Source organism: Marinobacterium iners DSM 11526 (assembly GCF_900107855.1).
Taxonomy (GTDB): Bacteria; Pseudomonadota; Gammaproteobacteria; order Pseudomonadales; family Balneatricaceae; genus Marinobacterium; species Marinobacterium iners.
Genome location: NZ_FNRJ01000003.1, coordinates 1 through 18979 on the forward strand (window position 1 = coordinate 1; position 18979 = coordinate 18979).

At 57.1% G+C, this 18979-nt stretch carries 17 protein-coding genes; 6 read left to right on the top strand and 11 right to left on the bottom strand.

Annotation, left to right across the window (positions count from 1 at the left end):
• Nucleotides 1-153: 153 nt before the first annotated feature.
• Nucleotides 154-336, bottom strand: a complete 183-nt coding sequence (locus BLV48_RS04630; RefSeq protein ID WP_422730689.1) for a PLDc N-terminal domain-containing protein — start codon at nt 334-336, stop codon at nt 154-156.
• A 55-nt stretch (nt 337-391) separates the two neighbouring features.
• Nucleotides 392-1813, bottom strand: a complete 1422-nt coding sequence (locus BLV48_RS04635) for an aminotransferase-like domain-containing protein (protein WP_175527585.1) — start codon at nt 1811-1813, stop codon at nt 392-394.
• Nucleotides 1814-1968: 155 nt separating this feature from the next.
• Between BLV48_RS04635 and BLV48_RS04640 the strand changes: the two genes are divergently transcribed.
• Nucleotides 1969-2586, top strand: a complete 618-nt coding sequence (locus BLV48_RS04640; protein ID WP_091823857.1) for a LysE family translocator — start codon at nt 1969-1971, stop codon at nt 2584-2586.
• On the opposite strand, the gene BLV48_RS04645 is transcribed toward BLV48_RS04640, so the two are convergent.
• The 3 genes from BLV48_RS04645 to BLV48_RS04655 all read right to left on the bottom strand — a co-directional run bounded on the left by BLV48_RS04645 (nt 2583) and on the right by BLV48_RS04655 (nt 6719).
• Complete coding sequence (locus BLV48_RS04645; RefSeq protein WP_091823860.1) at nt 2583-4133, bottom strand: methyl-accepting chemotaxis protein; 1551 nt, start codon at nt 4131-4133, stop codon at nt 2583-2585. The two genes, BLV48_RS04640 and BLV48_RS04645, sit on opposite strands and share 4 nt — an antisense overlap.
• Before the next feature lie 290 nt (nt 4134-4423).
• Entirely contained in the window at nt 4424-5290 is an 867-nt protein-coding gene (locus BLV48_RS04650) for an ADP-ribosylglycohydrolase family protein (RefSeq protein ID WP_091823863.1), read from the bottom strand.
• Nucleotides 5291-5411: 121 nt separating this feature from the next.
• On the bottom strand, nt 5412-6719 hold the full coding sequence (locus BLV48_RS04655) for an NAD(P)/FAD-dependent oxidoreductase (RefSeq protein ID WP_091823866.1): 1308 nt from the start codon (nt 6717-6719) through the stop codon (nt 5412-5414).
• A 230-nt stretch (nt 6720-6949) separates the two neighbouring features.
• Here BLV48_RS04655 and ercA point away from each other — a divergent pair, with 230 nt between their 5' ends.
• Together ercA and BLV48_RS04665 are read left to right on the top strand one after the other, a co-directional pair.
• Nucleotides 6950-8110 (top strand): alcohol dehydrogenase-like regulatory protein ErcA, encoded by a 1161-nt coding sequence (ercA, locus tag BLV48_RS04660; RefSeq protein WP_091823869.1) that lies wholly within the window; start codon nt 6950-6952, stop codon nt 8108-8110.
• Complete coding sequence (locus BLV48_RS04665) at nt 8094-9830, top strand: PAS domain-containing hybrid sensor histidine kinase/response regulator (protein ID WP_091823872.1); 1737 nt, start codon at nt 8094-8096, stop codon at nt 9828-9830. The genes ercA and BLV48_RS04665 overlap by 17 nt, the downstream gene beginning before the upstream one ends.
• A gap of 3 nt (nt 9831-9833) precedes the next feature.
• Here BLV48_RS04665 and BLV48_RS04670 read toward each other — a convergent pair whose 3' ends face one another.
• Genes BLV48_RS04670 through BLV48_RS04685 form a run of 4 tightly spaced genes read right to left on the bottom strand, consistent with a single transcriptional unit; the run spans nt 9834 to nt 13538 of the window.
• Nucleotides 9834-10637 carry an ABC transporter permease gene (locus BLV48_RS04670; RefSeq protein WP_217632948.1) on the bottom strand — a complete coding sequence of 268 codons (804 nt, stop codon included), beginning with the start codon at nt 10635-10637 and terminating at the stop codon, nt 9834-9836.
• A complete protein-coding gene (locus tag BLV48_RS04675; protein WP_091823876.1) occupies nt 10628-11368 on the bottom strand; it encodes an ABC transporter ATP-binding protein in 741 nt (246 codons plus the stop codon). Before BLV48_RS04675 ends, BLV48_RS04670 begins: the two co-directional genes overlap by 10 nt.
• A 7-nt stretch (nt 11369-11375) precedes the next feature.
• On the bottom strand, nt 11376-12344 hold the full coding sequence (locus tag BLV48_RS04680; protein ID WP_091823879.1) for a YVTN family beta-propeller repeat protein: 969 nt from the start codon (nt 12342-12344) through the stop codon (nt 11376-11378).
• Nucleotides 12345-12365: 21 nt separating this feature from the next.
• Nucleotides 12366-13538, bottom strand: a complete 1173-nt coding sequence (locus tag BLV48_RS04685) for an ABC transporter substrate-binding protein (RefSeq protein WP_091823881.1) — start codon at nt 13536-13538, stop codon at nt 12366-12368.
• Nucleotides 13539-13704: 166 nt separating this feature from the next.
• Between BLV48_RS04685 and BLV48_RS04690 the strand changes: the two genes are divergently transcribed.
• From BLV48_RS04690 to BLV48_RS04700, 3 genes are read left to right on the top strand one after another with little or no spacing between them, the layout of a single operon-like run.
• Nucleotides 13705-14133: a cupredoxin domain-containing protein gene (locus BLV48_RS04690; protein ID WP_091823884.1), complete on the top strand. Its 429-nt coding sequence runs from the start codon at nt 13705-13707 to the stop codon at nt 14131-14133.
• Nucleotides 14134-14144: 11 nt separating this feature from the next.
• Nucleotides 14145-15422 carry a sensor histidine kinase gene (locus tag BLV48_RS04695; protein WP_091823887.1) on the top strand — a complete coding sequence of 426 codons (1278 nt, stop codon included), beginning with the start codon at nt 14145-14147 and terminating at the stop codon, nt 15420-15422.
• Entirely contained in the window at nt 15422-16069 is a 648-nt protein-coding gene (locus BLV48_RS04700) for a response regulator (RefSeq protein WP_091823890.1), read from the top strand. Before BLV48_RS04695 ends, BLV48_RS04700 begins: the two co-directional genes overlap by 1 nt.
• Before the next feature lie 92 nt (nt 16070-16161).
• On the opposite strand, the gene BLV48_RS04705 is transcribed toward BLV48_RS04700, so the two are convergent.
• Nucleotides 16162-16797, bottom strand: a complete 636-nt coding sequence (locus BLV48_RS04705) for a pentapeptide repeat-containing protein (RefSeq protein WP_091823892.1) — start codon at nt 16795-16797, stop codon at nt 16162-16164.
• Between the two features lie 47 nt (nt 16798-16844).
• Nucleotides 16845-18710, bottom strand: a complete 1866-nt coding sequence (locus BLV48_RS04710) for a PQQ-dependent methanol/ethanol family dehydrogenase (RefSeq protein WP_091824532.1) — start codon at nt 18708-18710, stop codon at nt 16845-16847.
• Nucleotides 18711-18979 lie beyond the last annotated feature (269 nt).

An 18979-nucleotide genomic window follows, 5' to 3' on the forward strand; every position in this document is an offset into this window, starting at 1 on the left:
TGACACCCTTCTGGATGGCGGATATCGTGCGCCTGATGCTGATTATCTTCATCCCGTCCATTGCGCTTATCCTGCCAGAGGTGCTGTACCGCTAAGGCGGTGCAGGACCTCTTCTGTTGAAGGTTGAGGTCCTGAATGGACGTCAGAACCGTTTCAGCCCCTGGGTCCAAGCAAGAACCACAGAATCAGGCCAAGCACAGGCAGCAGCAGAATCACGACAATCCAGACCACCTTTGCCATGGTGGTGGCAGGGCTCTGGATGGTTTTCACGATGGCCATGACGTTGAGTACTAGAACGATAAGGCCGAACAGGCCGCTCACTTCAACACTCATCATTGTTTCCCTCCTTGTCGGAACAGGTTCAGTATAACAGCTGATATCGACTCTGCATTTACAGCAGCGGGGGCATCAGCGGTGGTTCGTCATGTAGCAGTTGTGCAAGCCGCTCCAGTCCCTCCTGCAGCCGCTCACGGCTGGCAGGGGGCGTTACGCAGATGCGCACAGCCTGAGGTGCGGGCTGAGTGCCGACACAGAAAGGTTCTGCGGCAATCAGCGTAACACCTCTGCTATCGGCAAGTTTGACAAAATCGGCCGCACGCCAGGGTTCCGGCAGCTGGAGCCAACCATGAAAACCACAGGGGTGGGAGCTCAGGTTGTACTGCCCCAATACCTCATGCAGCAGTTTCTGGCGTGTCCGTACTTCATCCCAGTGCCAGTGCAGCAGCGGGTCGGCATGTCCCTTTGCCAGCCACTGACAGGTGACGGCTCCCATCAACCCCGGTGATGACCAGCATTGTGCACGCAATGCTACCCGTAGCTGGGGCATCAAATTGGAAGGAGCACGCAATGCACCGAATCGCAGACCTCCTGACAGCAACTTGGATGCACTGAAGATGTAAAGCGCTCGCTCAGGTGCCAGTTCAAACAACGGCGTTCCTCTCAGGTCAGGGGTAACAAATTGCACACCATCTTCCAGTAGCAGCATGTCATGGCGCCGTGCGACCTCGACGATGGCCTCACGTCGCTGCTGGCTCATGCTCAGGCCAGTGGGATTGTTGTACTCGGGCATCAGGTAGAGCAGGCGGATGCGCTGCTGCTGGCACAGCCGCTCCAGGGCGTCGGGCCGTATGCCCTCCCTATCCATGGGTACAGGGATGTGTTTCAGCCCAAGCTGACGTGCCGCCGCGATCATGCCTGGGTAGGTGAGGGCAGCAGAGGCCACCGCTTCACCCGGTTTTATCAATGCCTGTAAAGCCAGAAAGTCAGCATGTTGCCCGCCCTCGGTGAGGATGACCTCTTCAGGCAGCAGCATAAGCCCCTGAGCGTTGAGCCATTGGCAGAGTTGCTCACGCTGCAACGGACTGCCTTGTTCAGGCTGATAGGTAAGGGCGGATTCGATAGCTGTGGGCAGGCTGGCAATCTGTTGCAAAATGGCGGCCAGCTGTTGCTGCCGCAGCGGATTGGGAATCGGGATGCTCAGTGACAGGTCAATGCTGTCATGGCCGGCGCGCGAAAGATGGTGAAAGTCAGGCGGTTGTTCGGTCGTTCCCTTCACTCGCGTGCCACTGCCCACGCGTGCTTCAACCAAGCCACGGCGCTCGGCTTCACGATAGGCACGCGTGATGGTACCGATGGTGACCTCAAGAGCATCAGCCAGCAGGCGTTGCGGTGGAAGGCGGTCGCCGGGCTTGAGTTGGCCGCTGGCGATATCGGCCGCCAGCTGATCGACCAGTACCTGGTAACGTGCGCCGGTCCGGCCTGTCAGGTCGGGCAGCCAGTGGCAGCGGGCGCGGGCGCGCTCATGCAGGTCCATACGGGCTCCATTTGTCAGGGGTACAATTGATTGTATAGGTGACAAAGTAAACATTGCTCGCATAAATGCAAGGGTCTAACGTGCATTGTATGGATTCAATGAGAAAAATTGAATCAAAAATATTTAATTGTACCCATACAATAGAGGCGTTAGTGATGACTCAGGAAACCGTGGAACTGACCGGGCTGCTGGGGCCTGCCATACTGTTTGCGTTCAGCATGTCAGTGACACCAGGACCCAACAACATGATGCTGACGGCATCGGGAGCGAACTTTGGGTTTCGCCGCACGGTGCCGCACATAATGGGTATCACACTGGGGTGTATGGGGCTGATGGCAGCAGTGGCCATGGGGCTGGGAGCAATGTTTGAGCGTTGGCCGGCGATGCAGCTGGCGTTGAAGGTAGTAGGCAGCGTTTATCTGCTTTGGCTGGCCTGGCGTATCGCGACGGCTCCCGTACCTGAGGTGGACTGCGCTGCGGAGCGCAGGCCGCTGCGACTGTGGCAGGCAGCAGCCTTTCAGTTCGCCAATCCCAAAGTATGGATCATGTCGATCTCGGGGGTGGCTTCGTTCACGCTAGCAGGGGATGCCTTCGTGGCGTCAGCTCTGGTACTGATTGCGGTTATGGGGCTGGTGAGTATCCCGGCCATTTCCCTCTGGGCCGGGTTTGGTGTTGCACTTGGGCGGCTGTTTAGCACGCCTCGCCATTGGCAGCGGTTCAACGCAGTGATGGGGCTGTTGACCGCTGCCTGTGTGGTGATGATTCTGGTTTAGCGCTTGAAGCCGCTGACCAGCTCATGCATGTCAGCGGATACCGACTGCAGTTCACGAGTGGTGCCCGCGGCCTCTTCGGCCTTGAACAGACTTTCGCTTGAAAGTGCCGAAATGCTGGCAACCTGAGCGTTGACCCCTTCAGAGACCTGGGCCTGCTCTTCAACGGCAGCGGCCATCTGCATCGACATGTTGGCGATGGTGCTCATCATTCCGGAGATCTCGTTCAGCATCTGCTCGGCTTCCTGCACCTGCGCAAGGCCGGCATCGGCTTCGTCCTGCCCTTCATGCGCAGCCTTGATGGCATGATCGGCACGAGAGCCCAGCCCATCAACAATCTGATGAATATCGCGGGTAGAGGCCTGGGTTCGCATGGCCAACTGGCGGACCTCATCGGCGACCACGGCAAAGCCACGACCGTGCTCGCCGGCGCGAGCCGCTTCGATGGCGGCATTGAGTGCCAGCAGGTTGGTCTGGTCTGCGATCTCTTCGATGATGCGGGCGGCATCGGCAATCTTGCCGGTCTGTTCAACCAGATCCTGAACCGAGGAAGCGATATGGTTAACCGTCTGGCTCAGGTGGGCGATCGACTGACTCGTGGTGCTGGCTAGTTCACGCCCTTTCACTGCTGTGGTATTGGAACGCTCAGCCTGTGATGCGGTTTCCTGCACATGGCCGGAGACCTCGGCAATGGTGGAAGCCATCTGGTGCATGGCGGCGGCCACCTTTTCGGTCTCTTCCTGCTGGCGGCGCATGGCAGCACAGGATTCCTGCGACATCTCCAGCCCGCTGCGGGCCTTGTCGGCTACGCTGAGGGCTGCGTCATCAATGCGGGTGAGTACGGTGTCCAGGTGCGACTGTTCGCTCTTGATAGTCACTTCAAGATCACCGAGGCTGCCAGTGCTGTCGGTGTAGGTTGCTGTCGCGACCGGGTGTTTGAAGGCAGATGGCATCATGTTGAGCAATCGATTCAGACGACGCTGGCGCTGTATCTGTTGATTGGCCAGCAGAGCTGCGGCGACCACAGCAAAAAGCGCTCCACCCAGCAGAGGGGAAACCTGATTGCCCAGTACGCCGGCTAAAACCAGAGCCACAACAAAAATGACCCAGTCCCAGGGAATGCTGAATTTGCTGATCGACTTGCCGCGATTGATCAGGCCGTAGATCTTTTCAGCACGGGCAACATCCGCTTGCTCCGGGCAGACGCGTACCGACTCGAAGCCGATAACCTTTCCATGCTCGGTAATGGGCGTGACGTAGGCGTTCACCCAGTAATGATCGCCGTTCTTGCAGCGGTTCTTGACCAATCCCATCCAGGGCTTGCCTGCTTTGATGGTGTCCCAGAGGACCTTGAAGGCCGCTTCGGGCATATCGGGGTGGCGCACCATATTGTGTGGCTGGCCGATCAGCTCTTCACGTGAGTAGCCGCTGATATTCACGAACACATCGTTGCAGTGGGTAATGTTGCCATCGAGGTCGGTGGTGGAAATCAGTTTTTCATCGCTGCCGAAACGCTGTTCTTTTTGCGTGACAGGAAGATTGTTTCTCATGGCGGTGCAGCTCCCGGTGTTTTACAGGGTCGACCAATCACTCCGGATGGTATCTGTACCTGCCTGCCCGAGTTGCCAGTTGCAACTTTGGCGAATAGCCGGTCTGCCTCAGATCAATAGGTCGCTTACTTAAAAGTAGTCAACCTGTGACAAAAATCATGGGAATGGTTTGGTGCAGATAAAACAAAGGCATGGATCATAAACACCTGGGGGTAGGGTTTCAACTGATCAACTGCAATACTGTTGTAATTTGTTGACATTATTCTGAAATTTTCGAATTTTCAGAATAATCAGATGGCCGTCTCTGGCCAGCAGCGGGGTAACCAGTGTTGCGGCAGTTCAGGTGATTCTGCCTGTGCTGTCATGATGGCGGCTGTAATCATCGCGCGGGCACTGGAGTCACCTCCGGCCAGGGCATTTTGCTGCAGCATCTCAGGCACAGAACGGTAACGGCACAACAGGTGAGCAACACCGGGCAACCCGTGCTGCAAATCACAGGCGATACCAAATCGGCGCAGCGCCTGACGTGTGTCGTCGGCCGCTGAATCACGTCCCATTGCCACCAGGTGTTGCAGCGCAGGGGGCAGGCTGTGAAGCTCTCGCTCCAGTGCTTCCTCAGCGGGAATGCCGCCCAGGCAGTCCAGCAGAACACGTGCCAGATACTCGGTTGTCGCCAGTGTTGAGGGTGAGTTGTGTGTTATGGCAGCCAGGGCATGGGCCTGCTCCAGAAAGGCGTGCTTGTTACTGACAAAGGGCAGTAGGCACACGACCCGGCCAGTGACCGACAGCTCTGTGGATTCAGAGCCGGCGGGCTCAATTCCCTGACTGATATTCTGCAGCGTCATGGCACTGGCCTTGTCTATATAGCCGGTGTAATGCCGCATGAAGCGAGCCCAGCTATTGCGGTAGGCCACAGCGTTGAACTGGTTGTGCTGCTGCAAAAACTGATAAAGGTGCCAGGCCTGATCACCATAATGGGTCAGGTCTCCTGCCTGCTTGTTGCCGTGCCAGTGGCTCAGGGGTGCGTGTAGCTGATCTGGATCGATCGGCTCACGGTCTAGCAGGTCGTGGTCGTATATCCAATGCAGTGCCAACGAGTAGGCATCTGCAATGAAAACAGCCATCACCAACGGGCGGGTCAAGGAGGGTGTCAGCATGAGCGTTGCGATCCGAATCCGTTAACAACCGTTGTTAAGCGTAGCAGAAATTTCGGTTTGCCCGAGATAAAAAAAGCCGACCAATGGTCGGCAAGGCTCAGTGCTGATGGCTCCCTCTCGCTCAGTGCAGCTTGAGTCTGGGACGGATCACCCAGTTGATGCGATCAACCAGCGTGATCAGAAACGTTTTGATGTAACCGTGTATTGCCAGCTGGTGCAGCCGGTAGAGCGAGACATAGACCAGCCGCGCAAGGCGTCCTTCAACCATAAGGCTGCCCTTGGACAGGTTGCCCATCAGGCTGCCGACGGTGCTGAATCGGCTGAGCGATACCAGCGAGCCATAGTCCTTGTACTCATAGGCCGGCAGGGCCTCTTCACGCAGAATTTTGCGGAAGTGGCGATACAGAAAGCTGGCCATCTGGTGCGCTGCCTGGGCACGGGGCGGTACATTGCCGTTGCCGTCCGTACGTGCACAGGCAGCGCAGTCACCGAGGGCAAAAATGCGCTTGTCCTCGGTGGTACGAAGATCCGGCTGCACCACCAGCTGATTGAGGCGATTGCACTCCAGCCCGTCCAGCGACTGCATGAAGTCCGGTGCGCGGATACCGGCGGCCCAGACTTTCAGCTCCGCTTCGATCACTTCACCGGTATCGGTGACCAGCCCCTTCTCGTTTACAGAAGCAACCTTGGTGTTTTCGCGGACACTGACTCCCAGTTTTTCCAGTTCATGACGGGCTGCCGAAGAGATTCGGGGCGGCAAGGCCGGGAGTATGCTCGGGCCTGCTTCAACCAGAATCACTTCCAGCCGCTGCCGGTCCAGTTTTGACAGACCATAGGCGCTGAGTTCGCGTGCGGTATTGAACAGTTCGGCCGACAGCTCAACACCGGTGGCACCGGCGCCGACAATCGCGATGCGCAGGCGTGCATCCGGCGTGTTGCTGGTCTTGAGCCATGACTCAAGCAGTGTATGGCGAAACTGCTCGGCCTGTTCACGGCTGTCGAGAAAGGTACAGTGGTCGGCCACGCCCTCGACGCCAAAATCGTTGGTTACGCTGCCTACGGCCATCACCAGGTAGTCGTAATACAGCTCGCGGCCGGGCAGAATCATCTGGCCATCCTGCCCGCACACAGGGGCAAGGTGAATGCACCGCTGCTCTCGATCCAGTGACTGCATCTGGCCAATCTGAAATTTGAAACCGGCGCTGCGGCCCTGAGCGTTGTAGCTCAACTCATCGAGGCCGGCATCCAGTGACCCAGTTGCTACTTCATGCAGCAGAGGCTTCCAGATATGCGTTGGCTCACGGTCCACGAGCGTGACCTTGAGGCCTTTGCGGCTGTACTTGCGGGCCAGGCGGGTTGCAAGCTCAAGCCCGCCGGCGCCGCCGCCGACAATCACGACATGTTGATAAAGGGGAGATGACTGTTCCATGGCAACAATTATCCTGCAATTGTGGCAGCATTGATCTGCTGCCTTGGCGAGAATTATTGGCCACTATGGTACTTAATGCGAAAGTTGTAGGGACATGACAGTTTGTGCAATTTTGTGGTTTTTTTGTAGCCGTTTGTACACTACCTGTACCTGCCCAGGTGGGTATAATGGCGCGATTACATAATAATTATCAGACACCGGTTTGACCGGTGCGGCAACAGGTCACGCCCATGAGTGAAATTTCCCGCCTTCGCAAGTTTGTTTCGCCCGAGATTATTTTTGGCAGTGGTGCTCGCAAGACCGTTGCCAACTACGCGGTTACCTTTGGCGCACGCAAGGTACTGCTGGTGTCTGACCCCGGCGTTGAACAGGCGGGCTGGGTGGCTGAAATCGAATCTCTGTTGCTTGAACAGGGTATCGGCTGTGTTCGTTTCACCGAGGTATCCCCCAACCCACGGGTTGAGCAGGTGATGCGCGGTGCCGAAATCTATGCCGAGCAGGGCTGTAATGTGATTGTCGCTGTTGGCGGCGGCAGTCCGATGGACTGCGCCAAAGGGATTGGCATTGTCAGTGCCCATGGCCGCAGCATTCTTGAGTTTGAGGGGATCGACCGCATTCAGAGCCCGATTCCGCCGCTGATCTTCATCCCCACCACCGCTGGTACTTCAGCGGATGTGTCACAGTTCGCGATCATTTCCAATCAACAGGAATGCTTCAAATTCTCCATCGTCAGCAAATCCGTGGTGCCGGATGTGGCGCTGATTGACCCTGATACCACCCGCACCATGGATGCCTTCCTGACCGCCTGTACCGGCGTGGATGCACTGGTACATGCCATTGAAGCGTTTGTGTCCACTGGCAGCGGTGCACTGACTGACATGCATGCACTGGATGCCATCCGGCTGATCAACGGTCATCTGGCGCTATTGGTAGAACAGCCTGATGACGGCCACCTGCGTGAACAGGTAATGCTGGGATCAATGAAGGCAGGTCTGGCGTTCTCCAATGCGATACTGGGCGCCGTGCACGCGATGTCGCACAGCCTGGGCGGCTATCTGGACCTGCCTCATGGCCTCTGCAACGCCATGTTGCTGGAGCACGTAATCGACTTTAACTATGATGCCGCCACGGACCGCTTCCGTATTGTCGCAGAAACCATGGGGATCGATACGCGTGGTTTGAGCCAGTCTCAGGTCAAGCGTCGCTTGATGCAGCACGTGATCTCACTCAAGCGTGAAGTTGGCCTGTATCAAAAGCTGGCCGAGCAGGGAGTGCATCTGACCGATATTCCCTGGTTAAGCGAGAACGCACTGAAAGACCCCTGTATTCTGACCAACCCGCGCAAGTCCAACCGGCGTGATGTTGAGGCCGTGTATGAAGAAGCCCTCTGACGAGAGTGGTCTTACGTTTGAAGACCTGATTGGTCTTGGTGGCCATTCAGCGCGCAAGAGTTACTACCCCGAACTACTGAATAAGGTCGAAGAGCTGGAAGCGGAGCGCAACCGCTACAAGTGGCTGTTCGAGAATGCCCTGCATGGCATCTTTCAGGCCGAGCTTGATGGCAGTCTGACCCGTTCCAACCGTGCGCTGGCGCGTATCTGTGGCTACTCGGACCCGGTGCAGATGGAACATAAGGTCAATCTGGCAGATGATCTGCTGTTCGACCCGCAAGAGCTTGACCGCATCTGCCAACAGCTGACGCAGACCGGCCAGTTGTTTCTGTATGAAACCCGCCTGCGTCGAACTGATGGCAGCCCAGTAGAGGTTTCGATGAATATCCTGCTGCGACAGGAGTCGGATGGCGCCATTATTGAAGCTTTTGTGGCCGACATTACCGAACGCAAGCGCGTGCAGCAGCGGATGAGAACACTCAACGAAGAGCTGGAACAACGCGTCGGTGAGCGCACCCGTGAGCTGGTCAGTCTCAATGACCGGCTCTGGCATGAGGTCAGTATTCGCCAGCAGGCCGAGCACGAAATGCAGCTGGCGAAAGAGGCTGCAGAGGCGGCCAACCTCAGCAAGGATAAGTACCTGGCCGCTGCCAGCCACGACCTGCTGCAGCCGCTGAATGCCGCACGTTTACTGGTAGCGGCCTTGCAGGAGCGCAGCCTGCCGACGAGCGAATCGGAGCTGGTCGACCGGGTGCATCTGGCGCTTGATGGTGCCGAACATCTGCTGACCGATCTGCTGGACATCTCACGACTGGATCAGAATGCGGTACAGCCGGAGTTGCAGAGCTTTCCCGTCGAGCGACTGTTGCAGGGGCTGCAGGCCGAGTTTGAGCCCGTTGCGCAACAAGCCGGGTTAAGCTTCCGCGCACGCCCTTCACGCCACTGGATCAGCAGCGACCTGAGACTGCTGACCCGTATACTGCGCAACCTGCTCAGCAATGCCTTTCGTTACACTGATGAAGGTGGCGTGCTGCTGGGGTTCAGGCGACGGGGGGATCGACTGCTGATTCAGGTATGGGATACCGGTGGCGGGATACCGCAGGACCAGCAACAGGCGATCTTCGATGAATTCTGCCGTTTGAGTCAGCATCGCAGTCGCAAGGCCGGCGTCGGCCTGGGGCTGGCGATTGTGGATCGTATCGCGCGGATGCTGGCGCACCCTGTCAATCTCAACTCAAGACTGGGGGCAGGCTCGTGTTTCGAGCTGTCGGTGCCGCTGGTCTGTGGCAGCAGCGGAATGCTGGGCGTGACTGCCAGTGGGCCTGCAGCGATCCCCTCGGATGTGCTCAATGGTCGCCAGATTCTGGTACTGGATAATGACCATTCCATTCTCGCCAGCATGGAGGCGCTGTTGGGTGGATGGGGCTGTGATGTTGTACTGGCGCCCGACCTTGAAGCCGCAATGGAACGGTTGCAGACCTGCCATGTGGAGCTGATTCTGGCGGATTATCATCTTGAAGAAGGGACTACCGGGCTCGAGCTGCTGTCACTGATGCAGGCGCAGGGGATGCCCTGTGTGCCGGTTGTCATGCTGACGGCCGACCGCAGTGACCTGACCCGCAAGGCGTTTCGTGATGCTGGTGTGCGGGTGCTGAACAAACCGATCAAACCGGGCAAACTGCGGGCACTGATGAGTCACCTGCTAGACACCGACAGTTAAGGATCAGCCCTTACCCTTGGTGTTCGAGGCCATGCGTTCAGGATTGAAGCCCCGCAGTGCCAGAAGCGTGAATACGGCAGTCGTTGCCAGTGTTATCAGCAGGGCTGTCTGATTCAGTTCCAGATAGAGTGCAAACCGAACCAGCTCGACGGCGTGGGTAAAGGGATTGAAGCTGCAGACCCAGTACAGCCACTCACTGGACTCCCGCATCTTCCACAGCGGATACAGTGCCGATGACATGAAGAACATTGGGAAAATCACGAAATTCATCACCCCGGCAAAGTTTTCCAGCTGACGAATTCGCGAGGACAGAAACAGGCCGATGGCCCCCAGCAGAAAGGCGGTCAGCAGCAGCGCCGGCAGTACGGCGACCAGCCCCCAAAGCGGTGGCTCCACCCCCACCAGCCAGCCAAGTGCGATGAAGGCATAAACCTGTGCCAGCGACAGCAGAGCAATGGACACCAGTTTACAAAACAGGAGCCAGGCGCGTGGCAATGGGCTCATCAGCAGCACCTTCATGCTGCCCATCTCACGGTCATAGACCATCGACAGTGACCCCTGCATGCCGTTGAACAGCAGAATCATGCAACACAGCCCTGGCAGGATGTAAGTTTCGTAGGTGATATAGGTCTGGTAGGGGGGGATGATCGATACCCCGAGCGCTGCCCTGAAACCGGCAGCAAAGACCACCAGCCACAGCAGAGGGCGGATCAAGGCACTGAGAAAACGGGTACGTTGATGAACAAAGCGCAAAAATTCCCGCTTCAGCACGCCCTTAAAACAGATCAGGTAGGCTTTCAATGGCATGCCGTTGGCTCCTCAAGCCCGGTAATCCGCTCGAACGCCTTTGCCAGTGAGGGGCAATGATGTTCGGAGCAGATTGCAGAGGCAATGTTGTCGGCGAGTATCTGTCCCTTATGCAGGATCAGTACCGGATCGTCCTGCTCGATCTCTTCAATCAGATGAGTGGCCCAGAGTACGGTCAGGTTCTTGCCAGCGCACAGCTCGCGCACGTGGCGATTGATCGCCTGCCGAGAAGCGGTGTCGAGACCGACTGACGCTTCATCCAGCAGCAGTACCGAGGGCTCATGCAACAGGGCTCGGACGATCTCAACCCGGCGCCGATGACCGCCATTGAGGCTGCGAATACTGTCATGCAGGCGATCACCCAGTTGCAGTCGCTCCAGCAGCGGGGCTGCAGCGGTACGCACCTGGCGTGTCGACAGTCCGTGCAGGGCACCATGGTACTCCAGGTTCTGCAATACACTCAGGTCCTGATCCAGGGTACTGTGCTGAAACACAACCCCGATTCGCTGCATGAGAGCCCGAGGCTGTTGCCTCAGCGCCAGCCCATCGATGCGAATCTCACCCTGCTGCAGGGCAAACAATCGAGTCAGCAGGGCATAGAGCGTACTCTTGCCTGCGCCGTTGGGGCCAAGCAGGGCGTTGAAACATCCCGGCTCAAGCCTGAAGCTGATATTGTCCAGTGCCAGGCGGTGGCCGTAGCGAAAGCTGATATTCTGTGCCTCGATACTCATCGGCTCATCACTCCAGTGTGACCACACCCCAGGGGTAGCGTCCCACTTTGATTGACTTGATCACTTTCATCTTATCGATATCAATCACCGAGACATCACCACTGACACCATTGGTGGTCAGCAGGTATTTCTGATCAGGTGTGAACTCCATGTGCCAGACCCGGCGCCCGACCAGCAGATAGTCCAGCACCTCGTAGCTGGACGTATCCACGACCGCAACATGGTTGGCAGGGCCCAGAGCGACAAAGGCAAAACGGCCATCCGCTGACAGCTTGACGCCGACAGGCTGAATCTTGTCGGGATGGATACCCCGAATCTGGAAGTTCAGCTTCTTGATGATTTCACGGCTTGCCACATCAATGATCGAAACGGTTCCACCGATCTCGGCGGACGCCCACAGCATGTTGCCATCGCGGGTAAATTCAACATGGCGAGGGCGCTGATCCACCAGCGTATTGTCGACCAGTTCATGGGTTTCGGTATCAATCCAGTGCAACATGCTGGTGGTTTCACTGGTATTGACCGCCCAACGCCCATCAGGACTGACGGCCATGCCTTCGGGCTCGACCCCAACCTCAATCTGTGCCAGCACCTCATGCGACTCGGTGTTAACCACGGTTACCAGCGCATCGTCTTCATTGGCGATATACAGGCGACGATCATCCGGGTGCAAGGAGAACTGCTCCGGGTCTTCGCCCGAAGGCAAGTTGGCGATAATTTTGCGACTGGCCAGATCCATCACCTGCACGGTATCGGAGTCGCTGGCGCAGATGTAAAGGCGGGACTTGTCCTTTGACAGAATAATACCTCGTGGACGTTGCCCCACCGATACCGTGTCGGTCACTTCCAGGGTTTCCAGGTCAATGAATGACAATGTGTCATCCTTTTCATTGGAAACAATCGCTGTTGCTGCATGCGCCAACGGGGTGGCCAGCATGGCTGAAACCAGTGCTGCCTTGATGAACGGAATACGCATGGCCGTTAAACTCCTTCGTTATTATTGAACCTGACACTCACTTTCGCTGGCGTCATAGCCAAGGGTGTCCAGGTCTGTGACCGGGTGCAGAAACCCTTCCTGCGGTGATTGTGAAACCAGCGCGCGTGGGTGGACCAGCGGAATGGGCTGGCGCAGCTGGCCGCTCCAGGGGCGGTAGGACAGCTTGCGCCCCTTGAATGCACCGAGCTGAAATTCGGGTGACAGAATAAAGGCCTTTAGTGTGGCGGGATCGGTACTGCTGGTCTGGGTAACCGCTTCGGCAAAGGTGCGTACGCCGGCCCAGCTGGCATAGTCATGGCTGTTCATCCAGCGACCGGCCTGTTTTTCAAAGCGGCTGTGCAACTGGGCGGCACCCCAGGCCTCAACCACCTTGTGCCAAGCGACCGGGCTCATGCCCTGAGTGCCTGCCACCGGCCTCGGGTACCAGGTGTTGTAGGGGACATATTCACCGAAATCCCCGCGTTCATCGGCGACCAGAACAACGTCATATTCACGGGTCTGAGTGAAAGGCGGAAGTTCCTTCTGGGCGGTCCGGCGCAGATCAGTGTCGTAGTCCCAGCTCTTGCGCTCAATGACTTTTGCACCGAAGCGATCGGCGCTGCGCTGCAATGAGTCGGCATAGGCCTTGTCTTCAGGCTGGTTGCCTTCCAGTAGCAGCCATCGACTCCAGCGCCTTGATGCCAGCCACTGTCCCAGTGCGTCGGTCAGCATGGCGCGTGATGGAAGGGTGTGCAGCATGCCGGGTATGCAGGCGTTGCTGCGCAGCTCATTGTCTGAGCTGCCGGCATTGATCAGGACAGCATCATCGGGCAACTGTGTTGCAATCTGGCGCAGCTGATCCGCATTAAGGTTGAGTACAAACAGCCTCAGGCCCTGATCGTACAGCGTCTGGGCATGGGCTATCAGGCTGGCTGAGTCCGGACTGCTGAGAGTATGCAGACTGTACTTATGTTTCAGGAAGCGGCCAGTTGAGTTGCTGTCGCTGATGCCCAGTTCGGCTCCACGCAGGCCGGCATCAGCAGGCTCTGGCAGAATATTCGACAGCACCGGGCCATGGTCGGCCTCAAAGCCCAGGTAGGCGATCTGAATCTCCAATGCGCTCGCACCGGCTGTCTGGCTGAAGGGCAGCAGGGCCATGCAGGCGGTTAACGTCAGACGGTTCAGTGATTTCATGATGTACGCTCAGGTCTTTATCATTGTTATGGACCCAGCTTAGGGGGCAGGCGAGACAGGTGAAATATTCAGAAAGTACGAAACATTCAGTACCGAAGTAGTATGTTGCGCCTGAGTGTGGGGCCTAACATGGTGTGAACCATTACGCCAAACACAGGAAACACCCATGTCCAGACTGAAAACCTGCCTCGTTGGCTCGCTGCTGTCGTTGTCCGCTATGACAACCCATGCCGCCGGTGATCTCACAACTCGCCCTGAAGCCTTGCCCGATCTGGTACTGGGGAGTGAGGTGACCGACTATGCCATGTCCCAGACACGCTATGAGCTGGAAACGGGTCAGGCCTATCGCCTGAAAGTGGTGTCCAGCGGACTCAAGGAATACGCCATGCAGGCACCTGAATTTTTCACTTCGATCTTTTTGCGTAAGGTGGAAGCGGGTGATATCGAGATCAAGGCCACAACACTGACTGAACTTGAGTTCGAACAGGCAGGCGAAGCCGAAATCTACTTCGTACCGATCAAGCCTGGTGATTACCGCTTCTTCATGAAAGGGCTTGAAGGCAAGGGCATGGAAGGAGTCTTCAGCGTTCGCTGAAGTTGAATGCCATGCGAGCCGTCGTCAGACTGAACTTGCTGGTGGCAGCGGCTTTTTTACTGGCCCTGCTGCTGAGTCTCTATGCCCTGATGCATCAGGCACGCTCTGATATTCGCCGCGAGCTTTCGTCCGGCATGCGGATGGCAGAGCAACTGTTGATGCAGGCAGTTCGCTATCCGGAGCATCTGGATTCTTTGCTGCAGGTGGAGCTGAGGCACCTGAGTTTGCAGGTACTGCCTGCCGGTGTGTCACCGACCCCCGAAAGCTGGGGGGGAGGTGACACACCGGACTGGTTTGCAGCACTGGTCTGGCCTGCGCATCAACCACTGTTTGAGCGACGCATTCCACTCAATGAGCAGGAGGTGCTGGTTCTGATCGCAGACCCTGCCGATGAGTTGGAAGAGGTCTGGGAATCGGCGTTGCAGATTTTCTGGCTGTTTGTCGGTGCGGCGCTGCTGTCGTCTGCCGCGATCAGCTGGGGCGTGAGCCGTGGCATGCGCCCGGTTGCTCAGATACTGCAGGCTCTGGATCGTATTCAGCACGGGCAATTCAATGCCCGCCTTGGCAACTACTCTGTGCCGGAGGTGCGACGTCTTGCCGATCACTTCAACCGTATGGCCGAGGTGTTGGAGCGTGAGCAATCGGATAACCGACGTCTGACCCGTGAGTTGATGGCGCTGCAGGAAAAGGAACGCAGCTACCTCGCTCGTGAGCTGCATGACGATCTGGGCCAATACCTGACTGGCATCCATGCCCAGGCCTACCTGCTGAGTAAAGCGTCGGACCGGGCTGATATCGTAGCGAAAACGGCACCCTTGATCGTGCGCGATTGCGAGCAGATTCAGCAGGGTTTTCGGCGCCTGATTCGCAGCCTGCATCCGGTGATACTGGAGCCGTTGGGGCTGGAGGAGTCTCTGCGCAGCCTGGCGGAGCAGTGGCAGCGCAGCAGTGGAATTGAGTGCCAGTTGCTGCTCAGAACCCTGCCGGAATTGCCGGATGAGGAGTCAGCGACTCATCTTTACCGTTTACTGCAGGAAGCGTTGAATAATGTGGCGCGGCATGCTCAGGCAACACGAGTCTGTATCAGTTTGATCCGTTGTGGTGATCATCTGAGCTTACGCGTGCAGGACAATGGTCAGGGGCTGCCTGCCGAGCTGCGTCCTGGTGTGGGTCTGCGTTCAATGCAAGAGCGAGCTCGTTACATGAATGCCAGTCTGGAATTAACCTCGGCGGTGGGGCAGGGCCTGCTGCTCAAACTTGATCTTCCGTTGCCTGGGGGTGCACAGTGATGAAAATTCTGCTGACCGATGATCATGCGGTTGTACGTCAGGGCTATGCCAGTTTGCTGGAAGCTATGCTGGAACGGTGCGAGATCATCGAGGCTGGCTGTGGCCACGATGGTTTTGCGCTTTGGCTGCAACAGCGGCCCGACCTGGTGATATTGGATATCAACCTGCCCGATATCAGTGGGATCGAAACGGCCAAACGTATTCTGGAGCGGGATGCATCGGCAAAAGTACTGTTCTTCAGCATGTATGATGAGCTACCGATGGTTAAGCAGGCCCTGGATGCTGGCGCGCTGGGGTATATCACCAAGAGCAGTTCGCCCGAAATTCTGCTGGACGCGGTTAAGCGTGTGGTGCAAGGGCAGCCCTATGTGGAGCATGAGCTGGCAACGCGACTGGCGATGCAGGGCAAGGGCGGCGGCGATCCTCGGCTGGCCAACATGACACAACGTGAGTTTGAGATTTTTGTCATGCTGGCGCGAGGCCTTACCCCGAAACACATTGCGGACCAGCTCTGTATCAGTGCCAAAACGGTGTCCAATCACAGTGCGCTTTTGAAGAGCAAACTGGAGGTCGGATCGACTGCGGAGCTGGTGCATCTGGCTATCCGCTGTGGCTTGATCAAGCCGGGCTGCTCTGAGCTGCCTTGAGCTTTACACTTGCCCTGGCAGGCTGCTCTCTGAAGTGATAATGGCCGCTGCACCTGATGAAGGTTGCAGCGGCCTTTCAGTTATGTGGCTGGTTACTCAATGGGGTGTTTAGGCGTCATCCAGTCGTGGGGGCAGCCGGTGCAGCCTTCCATCCAGGTGTTCTGAAAGGTTGCAAAGCGGAGTTTTGCTCCACGCAGGTCAGCGTTTTCAAGGTTGGCGTTATTGAGCTTGGCTTCCTGCAGGTCAGCATCACGCAGATTGCTGCCTGTAAAACGGGTTTTGGTCATCCATGCCATTTCAAGATTGGCGGCATAGAGGGTAGCCTGTTCGAATCGGGCATTGCTAAGACGGGCAAATGACAGATCCGCCCCATCCAACCGTGCCTGTTTGAATTGAGCCCCCTGTGCAAACAGGGCCCAGCCACTAATGGCCACCATATTGGCTTCATTCAGTTTGGCACCGCGCAGGTTGGCCTTCTCCAGATTGGCCCGTGTGAGCAGCGCGTGGCTAAGATCGGCGCCTTCAAGATTCGCACCACGCAGATCTGCATGGCGCAAATCGGCATAACGCAGATTGGCTTTGCTCAGGTTGATACCATCAAGCTGCATGCCGGCAAGGTTGTGTCCCTGCAGGTTGGCGCCCGGGCATTCGGCTTTTTGCGCGGGTTCACACGCGAGGGCTGTCAGTGGCAATGACAGGGCCAACGTGGGAATAATCAATTTAAGCATGGAAGATCTCCTGCCATGAAAAATGGGGCCGCTTGGGCCCCATGGGTTTACTTGTTAGCCCACTTCGGCAGCTTGAAGGCCCAGAAGGACCCGCCCTGTGGTACGGGCTTGGTCAGGTCGGCCATATCGCCGCCCCAGAGTGGCACGGCTCCACCGTAGCCGGAGGCGACACCAATGTACTGCTCACCGTCCATCTCCCAAGTGATGGGGCTGGAGATGATTCCGGAACCGGTCTGGAACTTCCACAGCTCCTTGCCGTTTTTGGCATCAAAAGCTTTCAAGTAGCCATCGCCGGTACCGGTAAAGACCAGTCCGCCCTTGGTGGTGAGAACGCCTGCCCACAATGGCAGCTTCTCTTTGTGCTCCCAGGCGGTTTCACCGGTGACCGGGTCCATGGCGCGCAGGATGCCGACATGGTCGTCATACATTTTGCGAATGCGGAAGCCCTGGCCAAGATAGGCCGCGCCTTTCTGGTAGGTTACCTCTTCAGTCCAGTAATCCTCTTTCCAGTGGTTGGCCGGAATATAGAACAGGCCGGTATCCTGGCTGTAGGCCATAGGGTTCCAGTTTTTGCCACCGAGGAATGGAGGAGATACCTCGATGGATTCGCCTTTTTTCTCACCGGGTTTGGGCGGTGGCGGACGCTGCCCTTCAACTTCTGCCGGACGCCCGGTGTCAGGATCGATATGGGTGGCCCAAGTGATGTTGTCAACGAACGGGAAGGCGTGCATGAACTTGCCGTTCTCACGGTTGACTACATAGAAGAAGCCGTTACGGTCGGCATGAGCCGTGGCCTTGACGGTCTTGCCATCGTCATCATATTCAAACAGCACCAGTTCGTTGTTGCCGGAGAAGTCCCAGGCATCATTAGGGGTATGCTGATAGAACCATTTCACCTCGCCGGTGCTGGGATCGACGCCAACCTGTCCCGATGTGTAGAGGTTGTCATAGTCCAGCGGATTGCCGCCAGGTGAAGTGCGCTCCCAGGTGTTCCAGGGGGCGGGGTTGCCGGCACCGATGATGATGGTGTTGGTTTCGACATCAAAGCTGGCGCTCTGCCAGGGGGCGCCGCCGCCATGGCTCCAGGCTTCGACCTTACCGGTCTCGGTGTTGGGATCATCTGGCCAGGTGGGGGCACGAGGGTCACCGGTCGGCGTACTTTCCTTGCCATTCAGGCGACCCATGTGACCTTCAACGAATGGACGCATCCAGATCTCTTCACCGGTGTCCGGGTCACGCGCGAACAGTTTGCCGACCACACCAAACTCGTCACCCGATGAGCCATGAATCAGCAGTACCTTGCCGGTTTTCTGATCCTTTACCAGTGTGGGAGCACCGGTCATGGTATATCCGGCACTGTGATCACCAAATTTCTGCTTCCAGACAACCTTACCGGTGTTCTTGTCCAGCGCCACGATGGCAGCATCCAGAGTGCCGAAGAATACCTTGTCACCAAAGATGGCAGCACCGCGGTTTACCACATCGCAGCAGGGGCGAATATCGTCCGGCAGACGTGCACTGTAGGACCAGATCTGTTTACCGGTGCGGGCGTCGATGGCGAAGATGCGTGAGTAGGAACCGGTCACATAGATAACACCGTCATGCACCAGCGCCTGTGACTCTTGCCCACGCTGCTTCTCATCCCCGAATGAAAATGACCAGGCCGGGGTCAGCATCTCGATGTTGTCAACATTGATAGCGCTCATCGGGCTGTAACGCTGAGCCTTGGGCCCGATGCCATAGCCAAGTACATCATGCGGGGTGCTCTGGTCGTTGAGTATGTCGTCCCAGCTAACATTGGAAGAGGCAGCCTGTACCCCGGCACTGCCAAGGCTGATGGCGATGCCCAGTACAGCGGTCTGGACAGATCCCGCCAGCAGGGCGCGGCGTGGCGCTTTTATATTTGTTTTCATTAGTTCAATACCCTGTTGAGTGGTGTTCAGCCAGCCTCGTTCGAGAGTGGCCATTGCCAGAGCATTGTGTTCAGCAAGAGGGGGTTCAGGCGACGGAAGCCGACCCTGAAAAGCTGGGAATGGAGGTGGATGTGAGCGGGAGATTCCACATGGTTGCCGGGAAGAAATCCCTTACAATCAAATGGTTATGCTTTAGTTTTACTACCTTGGTGTGACTGAATCAACCCCTGGTACTGGTTATCTGTGAAATTTACTACCAAAGGCCAATG

Coding starts and splice junctions, on each gene's coding strand:
- BLV48_RS04630 (WP_422730689.1), bottom strand. CDS start 336: ATGATGAGTGTTGAAGTGAGCGGCCTGTTCGGCCTTATCGTTCTAGTA.
- BLV48_RS04635 (WP_175527585.1), bottom strand. CDS start 1,813: ATGGACCTGCATGAGCGCGCCCGCGCCCGCTGCCACTGGCTGCCCGAC.
- BLV48_RS04640 (WP_091823857.1), top strand. CDS start 1,969: ATGACTCAGGAAACCGTGGAACTGACCGGGCTGCTGGGGCCTGCCATA.
- BLV48_RS04645 (WP_091823860.1), bottom strand. CDS start 4,133: ATGAGAAACAATCTTCCTGTCACGCAAAAAGAACAGCGTTTCGGCAGC.
- BLV48_RS04650 (WP_091823863.1), bottom strand. CDS start 5,290: ATGCTGACACCCTCCTTGACCCGCCCGTTGGTGATGGCTGTTTTCATT.
- BLV48_RS04655 (WP_091823866.1), bottom strand. CDS start 6,719: ATGGAACAGTCATCTCCCCTTTATCAACATGTCGTGATTGTCGGCGGC.
- ercA (WP_091823869.1), top strand. CDS start 6,950: ATGAGTGAAATTTCCCGCCTTCGCAAGTTTGTTTCGCCCGAGATTATT.
- BLV48_RS04665 (WP_091823872.1), top strand. CDS start 8,094: ATGAAGAAGCCCTCTGACGAGAGTGGTCTTACGTTTGAAGACCTGATT.
- BLV48_RS04670 (WP_217632948.1), bottom strand. CDS start 10,637: ATGCCATTGAAAGCCTACCTGATCTGTTTTAAGGGCGTGCTGAAGCGG.
- BLV48_RS04675 (WP_091823876.1), bottom strand. CDS start 11,368: ATGAGTATCGAGGCACAGAATATCAGCTTTCGCTACGGCCACCGCCTG.
- BLV48_RS04680 (WP_091823879.1), bottom strand. CDS start 12,344: ATGCGTATTCCGTTCATCAAGGCAGCACTGGTTTCAGCCATGCTGGCC.
- BLV48_RS04685 (WP_091823881.1), bottom strand. CDS start 13,538: ATGAAATCACTGAACCGTCTGACGTTAACCGCCTGCATGGCCCTGCTG.
- BLV48_RS04690 (WP_091823884.1), top strand. CDS start 13,705: ATGTCCAGACTGAAAACCTGCCTCGTTGGCTCGCTGCTGTCGTTGTCC.
- BLV48_RS04695 (WP_091823887.1), top strand. CDS start 14,145: ATGCGAGCCGTCGTCAGACTGAACTTGCTGGTGGCAGCGGCTTTTTTA.
- BLV48_RS04700 (WP_091823890.1), top strand. CDS start 15,422: ATGAAAATTCTGCTGACCGATGATCATGCGGTTGTACGTCAGGGCTAT.
- BLV48_RS04705 (WP_091823892.1), bottom strand. CDS start 16,797: ATGCTTAAATTGATTATTCCCACGTTGGCCCTGTCATTGCCACTGACA.
- BLV48_RS04710 (WP_091824532.1), bottom strand. CDS start 18,710: ATGAAAACAAATATAAAAGCGCCACGCCGCGCCCTGCTGGCGGGATCT.